This window comes from Clostridium sp. UBA6640 (assembly GCF_002455975.1).
Taxonomy (GTDB): Bacteria; Bacillota; Clostridia; order Clostridiales; family Clostridiaceae; genus Clostridium_J.
The window spans coordinates 25638-40950 of sequence record NZ_DKLM01000028.1 but is presented as its reverse complement, the minus strand read 5'-3'; the positions used below and the strand labels follow the sequence as shown (position 1 = coordinate 40950).

12 protein-coding genes, 1 tRNA gene and 1 pseudogene are annotated in these 15313 nt (G+C 27.1%); 7 read left to right on the top strand and 7 right to left on the bottom strand.

Annotated features, from left to right (window positions below; all coding sequences use genetic code 11):
* Positions 1 to 436, top strand: a pseudogene (locus B2W91_RS03250) (hypothetical protein); the annotation flags it as partial.
* A 122-nt stretch (positions 437 to 558) separates the two neighbouring features.
* Here B2W91_RS03250 and B2W91_RS03245 read toward each other — a convergent pair.
* The 3 genes from B2W91_RS03245 to B2W91_RS03235 form a co-directional block, all read right to left on the bottom strand.
* Positions 559 to 1014, bottom strand: coding sequence for a hypothetical protein (locus B2W91_RS03245; protein WP_291578845.1), 456 nt, complete (start codon positions 1012 to 1014; stop codon positions 559 to 561).
* A 222-nt stretch (positions 1015 to 1236) separates the two neighbouring features.
* Positions 1237 to 1893, bottom strand: coding sequence for an HAD family hydrolase (locus tag B2W91_RS03240; protein ID WP_291578844.1), 657 nt, complete (start codon positions 1891 to 1893; stop codon positions 1237 to 1239).
* A 95-nt stretch (positions 1894 to 1988) separates the two neighbouring features.
* On the bottom strand, positions 1989 to 3335 hold the full coding sequence (locus B2W91_RS03235) for a [Fe-Fe] hydrogenase large subunit C-terminal domain-containing protein (RefSeq protein ID WP_291578843.1): 1347 nt from the start codon (positions 3333 to 3335) through the stop codon (positions 1989 to 1991).
* Between the two features lie 290 nt (positions 3336 to 3625).
* On the opposite strand from B2W91_RS03235, the gene B2W91_RS03230 reads away from it, so the two are divergent.
* Positions 3626 to 5986, top strand: a complete 2361-nt coding sequence (locus B2W91_RS03230; protein ID WP_291578842.1) for a YceG family protein — start codon at positions 3626 to 3628, stop codon at positions 5984 to 5986.
* A gap of 33 nt (positions 5987 to 6019) precedes the next feature.
* Positions 6020 to 7126 (top strand): toxic anion resistance protein, encoded by a 1107-nt coding sequence (locus B2W91_RS03225; protein WP_291578841.1) that lies wholly within the window; start codon positions 6020 to 6022, stop codon positions 7124 to 7126.
* Positions 7127 to 7254: 128 nt separating this feature from the next.
* Here B2W91_RS03225 and B2W91_RS03220 read toward each other — a convergent pair.
* Positions 7255 to 7330: transfer RNA gene (locus B2W91_RS03220), tRNA-Pro, on the bottom strand.
* Positions 7331 to 7537: 207 nt separating this feature from the next.
* Between B2W91_RS03220 and B2W91_RS03215 the strand changes: the two genes are divergently transcribed.
* Together B2W91_RS03215 and B2W91_RS03210 are read left to right on the top strand one after the other, a co-directional pair.
* Positions 7538 to 8908, top strand: a complete 1371-nt coding sequence (locus B2W91_RS03215) for an aldehyde dehydrogenase (protein WP_291578840.1) — start codon at positions 7538 to 7540, stop codon at positions 8906 to 8908.
* A 294-nt stretch (positions 8909 to 9202) separates the two neighbouring features.
* A complete protein-coding gene (locus B2W91_RS03210) occupies positions 9203 to 9550 on the top strand; it encodes a hypothetical protein (RefSeq protein ID WP_291578839.1) in 348 nt (115 codons plus the stop codon).
* Positions 9551 to 9648: 98 nt separating this feature from the next.
* Here B2W91_RS03210 and B2W91_RS03205 read toward each other — a convergent pair whose 3' ends face one another.
* Both B2W91_RS03205 and murC read right to left on the bottom strand, forming a co-directional pair.
* A complete protein-coding gene (locus B2W91_RS03205) occupies positions 9649 to 10611 on the bottom strand; it encodes a PhzF family phenazine biosynthesis protein (protein ID WP_291578838.1) in 963 nt (320 codons plus the stop codon).
* 49 nt (positions 10612 to 10660) lie between these two features.
* Positions 10661 to 12049, bottom strand: coding sequence for a UDP-N-acetylmuramate--L-alanine ligase (gene murC / locus B2W91_RS03200; RefSeq protein WP_291578837.1), 1389 nt, complete (start codon positions 12047 to 12049; stop codon positions 10661 to 10663).
* Between the two features lie 558 nt (positions 12050 to 12607).
* On the opposite strand from murC, the gene B2W91_RS03195 reads away from it, so the two are divergent.
* On the top strand, positions 12608 to 13192 hold the full coding sequence (locus B2W91_RS03195; RefSeq protein WP_291578836.1) for a sigma-70 family RNA polymerase sigma factor: 585 nt from the start codon (positions 12608 to 12610) through the stop codon (positions 13190 to 13192).
* Positions 13193 to 13941: 749 nt separating this feature from the next.
* Positions 13942 to 14085, top strand: coding sequence for a hypothetical protein (locus tag B2W91_RS03190; RefSeq protein WP_291578835.1), 144 nt, complete (start codon positions 13942 to 13944; stop codon positions 14083 to 14085).
* 193 nt (positions 14086 to 14278) lie between these two features.
* Here B2W91_RS03190 and B2W91_RS03185 read toward each other — a convergent pair whose 3' ends face one another.
* The gene (locus B2W91_RS03185) at positions 14279 to 15244 is read right to left on the bottom strand and encodes a DMT family transporter (RefSeq protein WP_291578834.1); all 966 of its coding nucleotides are present in this window, start codon (positions 15242 to 15244) and stop codon (positions 14279 to 14281) included.
* Positions 15245 to 15313 lie beyond the last annotated feature (69 nt).

Below are 15313 nucleotides of genomic sequence, written 5' to 3'. Positions count from 1 at the left end.
AGGAGCAACAGGAGCAACAGGAGCAACCGGAGTACCAGGTCCAACAGCAATAGCAATTTTATCAAGCAATATGGCTCAAACAGTTGCGAATAATGCACCAGTTAACTTTAATCTACGCAGTAGTACAGGAATAATTACTGACGCAACTTCTGTTACTATTGTAACTCCAGGTATTTATTATATAACTTGGCATGTAGCTTTAGGAAATGATAACACAGGAAGTGCTCAATTTGCTATTACACGTAATAATGCTAATGCGCAAGCTATGGCAACTAATCAGTTTAATGATCAATTGAGTGGTAGTGTAGTATTAAGCCTTAACCAATTTGATGTAATAAGATTAATAAACACATCTGGAGTTAGCAAATTCCTTTCAGTAATAGTTGGGGGCGCTAATGGAATAAGTGCTAGATTGACTATAGCAAGAATCTTATAAGAAAATTAAATATATTAAAATTTTAATATAAGACCATAATAAATCTCCCATCTGTAAAAGATGGGAGATATTTTTAACCTTATAAAGATAATTAGCTAAAATCTTATATAAATTAATAGTAATTATTCAATATTTTTATATGTGTATAAACTAGTTTCCACAATTTCCAATTCTTTAACATCACTTTTCCTAACAAAGCCTTTTATGTTTTTATTTTGTGATTGAATAATTACTTTAACTTCATACCAGATTATATTGTAAACTTCACAACAATCTATAATTTGAACTTTAACTCCTTGAGAAAGATCTCTCACTATAGCTGAATTAAGAAGTGGAGCAATATATAATAAAGTGCTATTTTTTATTTCTCCATGGTAAGAATATACTGGTAAATAGGATATAATTAAATTTTCTAACGGAGTATTAAGTGTTTTAAGTTTAGATAACAGTTCACTATTTCGTCTTGACAATACTCTAAGTTGAGTATATTGTTTATTATATTTTAAAGAAAGAAAAAAAGCATATCCACAAGCTATACAAGCTATTAAAAAAAAAGTGTACATAAAAAAAGTCTTCATATATCCCCCTAAGTAAAATAAATACTATTGTTATAAGTTTATTCAGAAGATATAAAAACTTGACTAATAATTTAATTTTATAAATTATACCTTATTAAAATTTATTTCAATAAGACTTAAAATTCATAGATAAATATAAAAATATTTAGAGGATAAACCTTTTTCACAGTTTGAAGAAACCTTATAGTAAATTAAAAAGCCGTAACTTTTTATTACGGCTTTTTAATTTATTTCTTTAAGTAATTCATCATATTCTTTTATAAATTTATCTGCAATTTTTATCATTTCTTCATGTTGATGAATTGCATGGTCATCATAGACACCAACTACTTTCATGTTGGCTAATTTAGCACCTTTTACTGCAGGAAGTATATCTTCAAAGACTATACAATTTTTAGGGTCGATTCCAAGTCTTTCTGCTGTTAATAGATAAACATCAGGACAATCTTTTCCTCGTGTTACTTCATCAGTAGTAGTAATAACATCAAAATAGTTATAAATGCCATTTGATTTTAAGCAAGCTTCTAATAATAATCTATTATTACTTGTTGCTAATGCTATTTTTATATTCATAGATTTTAGTAGTTCTAAAAATCTTTTAACACCGGGCTTTAATTTAACATTCGTGCAATATTCTTTATAAGCTAGCTCATTCCAATGATCTTTTATTTCTTCTATGGTATATGGAAGATTAAAGGCTTTTTTAAAGTAAGCAGCTACTTCATCATAGCTAAGATGGGCTATATCTGACTTTAAAGTTGGTGGTAAGGACAAATTATTACTATTTAAGTAGTCAATGTCAATATTTTCCCAAACCCACATAGAATCAACTATTGTTCCATCCATGTCAAATATTGCAGCTTTTATATCCTTAAGCATATCATCACCTCTTAGGGTAGTATATCAAAGTTTGATCATAACTAAAAGGTAATTTTATAAATATAAAATTTAATTTAAACTACTAAATATATAATTTAATAAAAATCCCTATGAAATATATTGGTTTTGTCATGGTTTAGGAAATCATTTAAATTATTTATATTAATTTTTTCTAAGATCATATTCATTGTTTCACTATCTACAGGTAATTTAATTTCTGAGCTATTTGCAAATTCATTAACTTTAATTTTACCGAGCTCTCTATCAAGTATGACTTTAGGCCCTCCAACACATCCACCTATACATCCCATACCTTCTATAAAATTTCCTGCAATTTCTCCATTCATAGCACTATTTAATAATTCTTTACATTCTTTAACTCCATTAGCTTGAACTGCTATTAAATTTTTAAATTTTTTAGGGAATAACCTTTCTATACATTCGGTTATAGCTATAGATACTCCACCAGTTCTAGCATATAATCTTCCGACGCGAGAAGTATATTCAATTGAAGGCGTTTCAGGTAGCTCTTCAGGTTTAATATTAAAGACATCAAATATTTCTTGCATTTCAGAGAAGGTTAATACGAAGTCTATGTCGCCTAATAAGTCTTTTTCCTTAGCTTCTGCCTTTTTGGCAACACAAGGGCCTATAAAAACTACTTTCGCATTAGGATTTAAAACTTTTATAATCCTGCCAGCAGCAATCATAGGTGATATAGAAGGAGAAACATGTTTTACTAGATCTTCATATACTCTTTTAAGCATAGCAACCCACATAGGACAACAGCAGGAAGTTATCATAAAATCATCTTTAGTCTTAACCTTTGCATCAAATTCTACCGCTTCTTTCAGTGTCAACATATCAGCAAAAAATGCTACTTCTACCATATCTGTAAAGCCCATTTTCATAAAAGAAGTTCTAAGTTGATTTATATTAGCATTGTTAAATTGGTTGGTAATGGCAGGTGCAACTGCCGCAATTACTATGCTATTATTGTTTAAAAGATTTGCTAAAGGTAAAAATTCAACTCTATCTAATATACTTCCTGTAGGACAACCTTCAACACAGAATCCACAATCAGTACATTTTTTATTATCTATATAAGTAGTCTTGGATTTTTTGTCTACTAAAATAGCATCAAAAGGGCATGATCTTTGGCAGTAAGTTTTTCCATCTTTATCTGCACAATCCATTCTGCATTTTTTTACTTTATCTACAACTTTATGATCAGGGGTGTATTTAAGTATTGCGTTTTTAATATTACCTATATAATTATCACTAAAAGGAATTTCTACGCCACAGAGACTAGAAATTATTGCTGCAATATGTTCTTTTTCAGTATCGCTATTATTTAATAACTCAGTAACTTTTTCTTCAAAGCTGCCTTCTGAATATGATTCTATAAGTTCTTTAAATAAATCACTATATTTCGCTTTCAAATAATTCACTTCCTAAAATAAATAATATTTAGTAAATATTTTCCCACATAAGGAAGATATTTATACGATTATATAAGGGAACATACAAATGAGAAAAACAGTAAAATGTAAAAATATTTAGGTTTAATTTCGAATTATATTTAAAATTGAACCTAAATATTTATAAACTTAATCATTAAAGTGTTTTATATATTACTTATTCTTTTCTTTAATTGAACTAAAGATTTTTTTAACCTATAATAAAGTTACATAAATTATCTAAGGATGTTAAACTAAGAGAGGTAATGTATATGGGAGATAAAGGCTTTTTACTAAAAAAATCAAACGATATTTTTAGAGATGTGCTATTAACAAGAAAAGAAAGAAAAATTTCTGATAATGATAATAATGAATATATATATGGATATAGATATATTGGTTTAAATAATGAGAGTGAATATTATAGTGAAATTATTAAGTTAAACAATAATCTTTCAAAATTAGGAAATATATATATACATTTTGTGGATAAAATCAATATCCCATATGATTTAGACAGAATAAATAAGATAAAAGATTGCATAAATAATGCTTACTTAAATGGCTTTTCTGTAGATAATATTGTAGAAGCTCTGTACCAAGAAGGTATGCTTAAAATCAATAATTTCATAAATAAAGATCTAAAAGAGGCTTTAATAAAGTTAATTAACTTATATGTGAAAAATGAAGGCAAGGCTAATTCAAGCTTGATAGTTAGTTTTATAAGCAAAATTATTTTTTGGCTTTATGAGTATATACCAAAGAGTTTCAGTTATGATATAAAAGGCCATAATCCTAAAGCTGTATATTATGGAAGCATAAAGAAACATGAAGCATATTTTTTAATATTACTCTCTTTAATTGGATATGATGTTTTATATATTAATAGTGATAATGATGATGTATTTTCTTCAATAGATTATCATAATGAATTTATATTAGCTATCAATAATAAAAACAGAGTTGAATTAAAGGAAATTATATTAGAATATGGAACTGATGTAAGTAGCGATTTATGTGATGAAGGGAAATCGCAAAAGATATTACTAGCGAAAAGTAAAGATATATTTAAAGATATTTTTACTACTTTAAAAGTAAGAGAGGGTTACGTGCAGAATCAAGTTTATCCAATATATTTTGAAAGATATATTGGTATAGAAAATGAAAATAGTAACATGTATTACAATAATCTATACAAATTAGATAAAAAATTAAACGAGGGAAAATACAATTATTTAAAATTTGAAAATAAAATTACAGTACCCTCTAATGAAGAAGCAGCTAAATATATTGGAAAGATTAAGGAAAAGATAAGTTTACTAGACATAAAAGATAAGAATAAAGTTATTACAGAAATAATATCTCTTAATATTTTACCTAGGAGCAATAAAGAAGAAGTTAATTTAATGATAAAAACTGGTTTTATAGAGATATTATATCTATATCTTAATGTGGAAGAAAGCTTAAATATATCTAAACTTCAAAACTTTGTAATGAAGCTTATATGTTGGATTAATAGATATTCTGTTATTTTACATAACAGTTTTAATGAAGAGCATAATGGAAAAATTATATATTATGGAGAAATAAAAGCTCATGAAATATATTTCTTAATATATGCATCTTTTGTAGGCTGTGATATTGTTTATATCAGTCCTAGAGAGGAAGATGATTTACTTTATGATGTTTTGGACAAGCAGGGAAAATATACTTTTTTAACTAAGCTAGGTAGCTTTGCTCCAATCGAAAGTTTTCCAGTAATAGAAAGAGCCATAGTAAAGGAAACAGTAGCATATAAGGCTTCTAAGGAACTTGAGGAGCTATTAGGAACGGATGTTGGTTACTATAAGCCAAGACAATTAAACGAAAGTTCGACAAAATCAGTTTTATTGAAGACTACTTATGATGAAATGAAAATATTGTGGAAAGAAACTGGTAAGATAAGACCTCATTTTAAAGTGGAAAATAATATAGTTTATATACCTAATATATTTGCTAAAATAAATGGGACGCATGAAGATTTAGATGAATATTGGAGAGATTTTAAAGAATTGTCTTCCAATAGTAATACTTTAACAATAAATACTGTGCCTTTTACAGAAATGAAATATTCAAGGCAAGATAAATACTCAATTGCTTATTTTTTAGATAGAGATGGATTATTAGATTTTAATAAAGTACAAAATAGTGATTTATATAGATTTAAATATTTAAGCGATAAACTACAAAATTTAATTTTGTCTAAAATAAATGAATTAATATTGTTGAATCCTTTTAATAAAGAGATGGAGAAGGAATTCAAATTAAATATAATAATGACTGTTCTCAATATTAGCGACGATATTCTAAAATTAATAGAAACCTTTGACTATACATCATATATTCCTAAGGTGGTAATATATGATAATACTAAGGATTTTTTAAGTGAAGAAGATATTATAACTTTAGCATATTTAAACATTGTAGGGATGGATATAGCAGTATTCACACCTACTAATTATAAAAATATAGAAATATTATTAAAAGAAAATATTTTTAAAAGTCATAACTTACCTTCTGTTAGACTTAATTTAACTATGCCTAATTTGGAGAAAAAGAGGGATTCCTTTATTAGTAAGTTATTTCGATTTTAAAGGATGAAAAGCATATAGGGAGGGAATATAAATATGAAACTAAATGGAAATGCAGCTTCAGAAAACACTGATATAATTGAAGTTAAAGAGTTTAATTTACAAAAGCAGAAAGAAGAAATAGCAAAAAAAGTTGAAAATTCACCAGAGATAAACAATATACTTGCTCAAATAGATACAGATAATATGCAAACAGTAGTGAGATTTGGAAATGAAACAGTGGAAAGTATATCTAAATTTTCAGATAGGATACTTAACAATATGGAAATGGCTAAGATAGAAGACACTGGAACATTATTAAATAATTTGAATAAAATAATGGAGAAGTTTGATATAAAAGATTTTGACGAAAAGAAAGTTGGATTTTTTGAAAAAGTATTTAATAAAACTAAGAACTCTATAGAGCAATTATTTAAAAAATATCATACTATGGGTGATGAAGTAGAGAAGGTATACATATCCTTAAAAGAATATGAAAATGAAATAAATGGCTTAAACATAAACCTTAATGAGATGTTTGAAGAAAATCTTAAGCATTATGAAAAATTAGAACAGTATATACATGCTGGAGAATTTGCAGTTGAAGAGCTTAGTACTAACATAATACCAGAGTTAGAGAGAAAAGCTGAACTAGGTGGAAATGTAGAGAAGATGGAACTAAGTAACATAATGCAAGTTAGAGAGATGATGGAACAAAGAGTTCATGATTTAAAACTTGCAGAGAATATTGCATTGCAAACAATGCCTTCTATAAAAATGTTACAGTACAACAACTATAACCTTATTAGAAAAATAAACTCAGCCTTCATCATAACATTACCAATATTTAAGCAATGTCTTATTCAATCAATAATGTTAAAAAGGCAAGATGTACAAGCTAAAGCATTAACAGCATTAGATGAAAAGACAAATGAACTACTTATGAGAAATGCAGAAAATTTAGCAAATCAATCTAAGGTGACTGCTAGATTAGCAAGTGGTAGCTTTGTTGATGTACAAACTCTTGAAAAAACATGGCATACTATTGTAAATGGAATAACTGAAACTAAACAAATACAAGATGAAATAAGAGAAAAAAGAGCTATAGATAACAAAAAATTAGATGAACTAAAAAAAGAATTTAACGCAAAACAATTAACTTAAAAAAATAAAAAGGTTGTGAAAAGTAGAAGGAATGTCTACTTTTCACAACCTTTTGTTTTAAATATGATCTAGTAAAATATACATACTAAATTTAGAATAAAAAAAGAGAGTTGCCTATGCAACTCTCTTGGTCGGGGTGACAGGGATTGAACCTGCGACCTCATGGTCCCAAACCACGCGCGCTCCCATCTGCGCCACACCCCGCCGACAAAAATTATTATATTACATACTTGAATGGTTGTCAACAACTTTTAAATAAAAATTTCATAAAGAGTATAAATCTTATATTTTTATAATTTTATATGATAAATATCAATTTAAACTTTTAATAGATACTATAGAAAACGTGTAATAAGTGGTATTATTTAGTTAACAATATGAATAGATATAAAAGATTTCGAGGTGAAACTTATGAGAGATATAAAAGACCTTGTAGATATTCAAAGGAAATATTTCTATACCGGAGAAACTTTAAGTATAGATTTTAGATTTAAACAATTGGCTCTCTTAAAAGATATAATAACTAAAAATGAAGAAAAGATATTAGAAGCACTAAATAAGGATTTAAATAAGGCAAATTTTGAAGGATACGCAACAGAACTAGGCATAGTATTAGAAGAAATCAATTATACAATAAAAAATTTAAAAAAATGGTCACAACCTACAAAAGTTAGATCACAAATAGCCCACTTTCCTGCAAGTTGTTTTTTGTGTCCTGAGCCATATGGAGTAACACTTGTTATTTCTCCATGGAATTATCCTTTTCAATTATCCATAGCACCTATGATAGGGGCTATAGCAGGAGGAAATACAGTAATATTAAAACCATCTAATAAAAGTGTTCATGTATCTAAAATATTAACAGAACTAATAGAGCAGAACTTTAAAGAAGAATATATAGCAGTAGTAAATGGTGGTAGAGATGAAAATACAGAACTTCTAAATCAAAAATTTGATTATATTTTTTTTACAGGAAGTGTACCTGTAGGACGTATAGTAATGGAGGCAGCAGCAAAGAACCTAACCCCTACAACTTTGGAGCTAGGTGGGAAAAGTCCTTGTATAGTAGATTATGATGTGGACATAAAAGTAACAGCTAGAAGAATAGTTTGGGGAAAATTTTTAAATGCAGGCCAAACCTGTGTAGCACCAGACTATATATATGTTCATAAAGATGTAAAGGATGCATTAATTGATTCTATGATCTACTATATTAAAAAATTTTATGGAGAAAATCCTAAAGAGTCAAATGATTATCCAAGAATTATAGATACTGGACAATTTGACAGGTTAATAGGATATTTAGATGAGGGAAACATTGAAATTGGCGGAATATTTGAGAGGGAAGAATTATATATATCTCCTACAATATTAAGTAATATTACTTTTGATAATAGCATTATGAAGGACGAAATTTTTGGACCTATAATGCCTATATTGGAATTTAATAGTTTAGATGAAGCAATAGATATGGTTAATAGACGTCCTAAGCCATTGGCACTATATTTCTTTTCAAAAAATGAAAAGAGTATCGAAAAGGTATTAACTTATACTTCATCTGGTGGAGTTTGTATAAATGAAACTATAATGCATGTAGCATCACTATATCTTCCTTTTGGAGGAGTAGGAGATAGTGGAATGGGAAAATATCATGGAAGAGCTAGCTTTGATACTTTTACTCATCATAAGTCAGTGGTTAAAAAAGGATTTTCAATTGATGTACCTTTAAGATACCCACCATATAATGATAAGATTAAATATATAAAGAAGATATTTAAATAATTAGGAATTTATAAATAATGGACGGATTAGCTTTATCAAAATAATTTATTTAATGAATATTGTAGGTGTGAACTTTATCAATTCAAAATTAATGATTCGCAATGCACGATTTTGGACATTTCTCAGTTAACGCTGAGAAATTTTAAATTAATTCTGTAGCGGCGAACAGTGTTCGCCATAATAACTAGCAATTATATTGCTAAAAATAATTTCAACTACAATTGTGCATTGTGAATTAAATTTTAATAAGCATTAATTCTAAAATCAATATATTTACAACATGAGGTGATATAAATGAGATGTTTTAATAATTACAACTTAAATATAGCTAGTGATTTTGAAATGAAAATTTTTAGAGAAGATGAAAATGATATAGATTTACTTATTTTATTGGATAATAGAACTTTAAATTTAAATATAGATAGTAGCTACATAAGGTCAAGAATACAGTTTACAGGGGTGCAGGGCGTACTTATAAGGGCATGTAAGGATAATAATAATATTGCCACTATACATTTGCTAAAAGATAGAGGAATACATTCAACAATTTGTAATTTTGAGGTTGATTATAGTGATTTAATTATAGAAATTAACTCCATGGAATTTTATGTTGAAATGAATTTAAATGATTTAAAGAAATAATTAGATCATGATAGAGAAAATTAAAGATTAAAAAATTAGTTTAAGCATCATAACTTAAACCAATTGAATTTTTTATATAAAAAAAGGGCAAGAGCCCTTTAAATTTCATTTAGTTCTATTTCTTTTTTAGCTATTATTGAGGCTTTTCCACCAACTTTAATAACTATTTTTTCAAAAGACTTTTCGCCTTTAACTATTATCTCACTAGGATTATCCATGTAGTATCCTTGTTCGCAATAAATAGTTGTGCTTTCGTCTTTATTAACTTTTATAATTTCATTCTTTATAAGATAAGCTCCTAACGCTCCATTAGAAGTGCCTGTTGCACTTTCTTCATCAATTCCTGCTGCAGGACCAAAGTTCCTTGTAGAAACATTAGAAGTATCATTTTCTGTTTCTAAAGTAAAAGCATGAACTCCAATCACACCTAAAGAATTACTATAGTCTGCTAATTTTTTAAAGTCAGGATTGATTGATTTTAATACTTTAAGGTTTTTAACAGGAAGCATTATATCTGCAAGTCCAGTAGATACTGCTTGAGGCTTTATCTTAAAAGATTCTATAAAAATATCTTCACTTGAAATACCTAGAATATTACAAAGTTCACTACTATCATCTATTTCAAATAAGAAATTAGGATCTGTTTGAGTCATTAGAACGTTAGATATGTTATCATCACTAAAATTAAGCTCTACATCTAATATTCCTGCTTTAGTTTTTTGTCTTATAATTTTTTGATTTTTTCCACCATCGCAGCTTATCATTCCTAGATTTGCTAAGGTATAGAAACTAGCGATGGTAGCGTGACCACAAAGCTCAACTTCCTGAGTTGGTGTAAAGAATCTAACTTCAAAATCATAATCTTCTACATTCTTAGAGTTATTATGTTTTTTCTTATTAGCATTAGGAATTATAAAAGCTGTTTCAGATAGCCCTACTTCCTTTGCAATAATTTGCATTTCTGATGCGGTAAGCATAGAAGCATCTACAACTACACCTGCACCATTACCCCCTTTGGTATCTTTAGTAAAAGCATTTACTATATAAACTGATAGTCCCATGTCTAAATTCCTCCTAAGTTCATTTAGACATCTTCAATAAAATAACTAGTTATTTTATTGAAGATCCCTTAAGAAACATTTCACCTATTTTATATACATCTCCTGCACCAATAGTTAAAATAAGATCTCCATCATGTGCATTATTTTCTAAATAACTAACTATTTCATCAAAGTTATGAAAGTTTTTAGCATTGACACCTTTATCTCTAATGGCATCTCCGAGCTTCAATGAGCTAACTACTCCAGTATCTTTTTCACGAGCAGCATATATATCTGCCAGTAGCAATTCATTAACACCATCAAAGCACTCTACAAAGTCATTAAATAGTGAAATTGTTCTAGTGTAGGTATGAGGCTGAAATATAGCGAATAATTTATTATGGGGATAATTTTTAGATGCCTCTAATGTTGCTTTTATTTCTGTTGGATGATGTGCATAATCATCAATAACAGTTATGTTATTTTTTTTACCCTTAAATTCAAATCTTCTATGAGTACCTTTAAAGTTAAATAATCCGTCTACTATAGATTTTTCAGAAATATTAAGCGCTAATCCAGTACATATAACAGATAATGCATTTAAGACATTATGCTTACCAGGTACATTTAAATTAATTTTAAACAGCATTTTATCATCTTTATAAAAATCAAAGCTGCCAAAGCCTAAATTATTATAACTAATATTTTTAGCTCTATACTGTCCATTGTGTATACCAAAGGTAAGTATATTACACTTAGCATTTAAAGTAACATCTAAACAATCAGTATCATCAGCATTAATTATTGCATAACCATCACTCGGAATGAGATTTACAAATTTTTTAAAAGTATCTTTTATGTGATTTAAGTCTTTATAGTAATCTAAATGATCTTCATCAATATTTAATATTATCCCTATATAAGGAAAGAATTTTAAAAATGAACCTTTATATTCGCAAGCTTCTGTTAAGAAATAGTCACTATTTCCTGCAAGCACATTTCCACCTATTACGTCAAGTTCTCCCCCTACTAATATAGTAGGATCCAAATTTTCCTCCAATATAATATGAGAAACCATTGATGTAGTCGTAGTTTTTCCATGGGTACCTGAGACCGCTATACCATACTTATGACCTTTCATAAGGTAACCTAAAAATTCTGCCCTATCCATTATTTGAATTTTATCTTGTTTTGCTTTCAGAAGCTCAGGGTTTTCAGGGGATATAGCAGCAGTATAAACTACTAAATCTACATCTTTTATATTATTTTCATTATGTTCTATATACACTTCTGCTCCATCTTTTTTCAACTTTTCAGTAATATTAGAGCATTTCATATCTGAGCCAGAGACCCTATATCCATTCTTTATAAGTATTTCTGCAAGACCACTCATGCTTATTCCACCTATACCTATAAAGTGTATTTTTTTATTTTTATCTCTTAAAAAATCAAAAGACATATTAACAACTCCTTAATATTAATGCATACATACTATAGATTATTATAAATATTTTAATAGGCAACCCTTTATATATAAATAAACTATATTAAAAATTAAGTATGAAGAATGAAGAATTATGGTGAAGATTAATTTTATAAAATTAATTTTTTTAACTGATTTGTTTACTAGCAATAAAATTGATAGCTTTTTATAAAAGTGGTTATGTAACTTCAAATAAAGAAATAAATTTATAACTTATCCCATAAAGGAAAAGTATCTACAATTTTTCATTCTTCATTGCTAATTCTTAACTAATAAGAATAATATACATGTTTTCCATTTAGATTCACTATATAAAATATTCTTATCTTTAATTATATACAAAAAAACACTAAAAAAATACAAGAAATAATATAGGCACTAATTATTGCTTATAAAAAGCATATTTTAAGCTTAATTAATGTTACAGCAAAATGCATACAAAAATAATTACAAAACTTACAATAATATTATAAATATCATCTTAAAATGCATATCTAATTAATTAGAAGAGAATATTTTAAGGTGGGATAAAGTATGTGTAATGAAATAAATGATGTGGTATTAAGAGCTAAAAGCGGAGAGGCAAAAGAAATTGAATATATAATAGATAAGCTAAATCCATTTCTACATAAATGTTGCAATGCAGTATATATTAATGGATATGATAAAGATGATTTGTTACAACTAGGAAGAATTAGCATATTGAAAGCTATAGATAAATATGAGGTAGGTAAAGGTGAGTTTATTCCATATGCTATGAGAAGCATAAAAAATAATTTTAATTATTTAATAAGGAGCAAAATTAAATCAAATTATGAAGTTAGTCTAAATACTCCTATAGGAGAAGATATAATTCTTCAAGATAAATTAACTTATGAAGATAGATTTATTGACAATTATATCAATGATGAAACTAGGAGATATCTTTATGAATTTGTTGATATGCTTACAACTGAACATAAGGAACTCATGTACTATGTTTATCTAGATAGAAAAGGAAATTTAAAGGAATATTCAGAGTATAAAAATATGAAATATATGACAATAGTTAAAAGAAGGGAAGCAGCTATAAAAAGATTAAAAGATATGTTTAGAAAAAAAGGGTATGTAATTAAATAAATATTATATTTGCGTAAATATAATAAATAAAAAGCAGCGAAGAAATTTGATATAACTTATCAGGGGTTGATGTTAAATTAACTATTTTGCTTCTCTGCTTTTCCAAACATTAAGTATGATTGCTATTTAATTTTAATTAGAATTTTTTTAGTTCTCTTTCAAAAATTAGCTCAAAGTGATGTGAAAGCCTATGCTTTCTTATAGAAAATGCAAATATTAGAATGAATCTACAATCTTTTTTATATGATTTTCAATTATTTTGTGATAATCTTCTGTTAAATTTCGAAATGAAAATTTGTTTTCAAGTCAATTTTCACAAACTTAGATCCATACATAGATATAACTATTCTTATAAAATAATAAGAGCTAACTATTTATATAGTATAATATACAACATAATGAGTTGAAAGTCAATGCTTTATTCACGAAATTTATAAACTATTTATAAAATTTGAAAATGTTTAAAATATAATAATAAAACAATAATAATAAATACTAAATTGTGACTTTCTATGACAAAAAAGCTCGATAGAAAATTTTAAATATTCTAAAAAATCACTTCCATTAATGCAAAAAGTATGTTAAACTTTAAACATGAAGTGTTAATTATTTAACTAGATGCATAGAATGTAATATACATGCATAATGTTAGAATTTTATTTAGATTTTTTACACATGACAGATTTTCATCAATTATATAAATATCTAAAAATATAACCATTTGGTTAAACATGGAGAGGTGTGTTAATATGTTAACGAAAATCAATTCTGAATATCTTATATGGCAATTAAAGAATAAGAAAAGAGATGATAGGAAGGCAATTGATGATTGTGATAGAATTGCAGAAGGCGTAGATTTAGAGTATGCATATTGGCAATTTGATACCCAATAATAATTAGCAAACTTTTTGTATAAACAAAGCAATAATTTTAAAATTAATTTACTATTTATAGCCAAATTTTGTTTTAAATAATATAAAAAATTTTCAAAATATTAGGGATGTTGAGAGTTAAATTTTTAGGGCGAATAGCCCTACTTTTTTTAGTTATTTTTATACGTCTACAAAAATTAAAAAACTGCGATTTTTAATCACAGTTTTTCTCTCTCATAGTACTATTTATAGCTTTTTCTTCAATTATCTTAGGGTTAGGTGCTGTAAAACGATTTGTACCCCATACACCTAAAATTATTAATATAGCACCAATTACATGATATACTTTGAAATTTTCTCCTAAGAAAACTACTCCAGCTATTATGGATACTATAGTACAAAGGTTTTCAAATACAGCAACCCTTGCAGCTTCCATCTTAGACAGTGTGTAGTTTATTAAAAAGTACCCCATTATTGATGCAAAAATGGATAGAAAAATTATCGAAAATATAAACTCTTTATGTACAAAGGGAGTTATAAATGCAGTTAAATCCCCTTTAATTAAACATTCTATAAAAGCAATTATAGTGAATACAAATCCACCTATCCCCATCATAAAATATGTAGTTTCTGTTGGAGTATATCTTACTGAGAATTTTCTTGAAAGTATAGTAAAAACTGTTTGTGATAATATAGCACCAATCAAAAGTAGTATTCCTACTAAACTACCACTTGCACTATTTGTTGCACCAAAAATTACTATTATAATAACTCCTAGTATAGAAGTTATTATGAATCCATACTGTGCTTTAGTAGGTTTTTCTTTTAAGAAATAGGCCGAACTTAAAGCAACAGATATAGGGAGTAAGGAAGAAATTGTTCCTGCTATAGAGCTAGGAATACTTTTTAATGCATAAGTTTCAAGAGTAAAATATAAAATTGGCTGCATAAATCCTACTAATATTAAAGGTAATAAATTTTTATTTTTAAAATTTACTTTTAATATTTTTAAAAGTACCAATATAGACATTGCAATAAATGCTATAAAGAATCTAATAGACAAAAGAATAAATGGTGAAGTATACCTTAAAGCTATAGATATAAACATAAAAGTTAGTCCAAATAATAGTGCGTAAGCCATACCAGCAAATATTGGCATTGCTTTTTTCTTATTAATCATAATATGATCCCCCTTTACTACCTAATTTTATCATTTAAAATCATAGTATTAAAGAGGGACAATGAAACA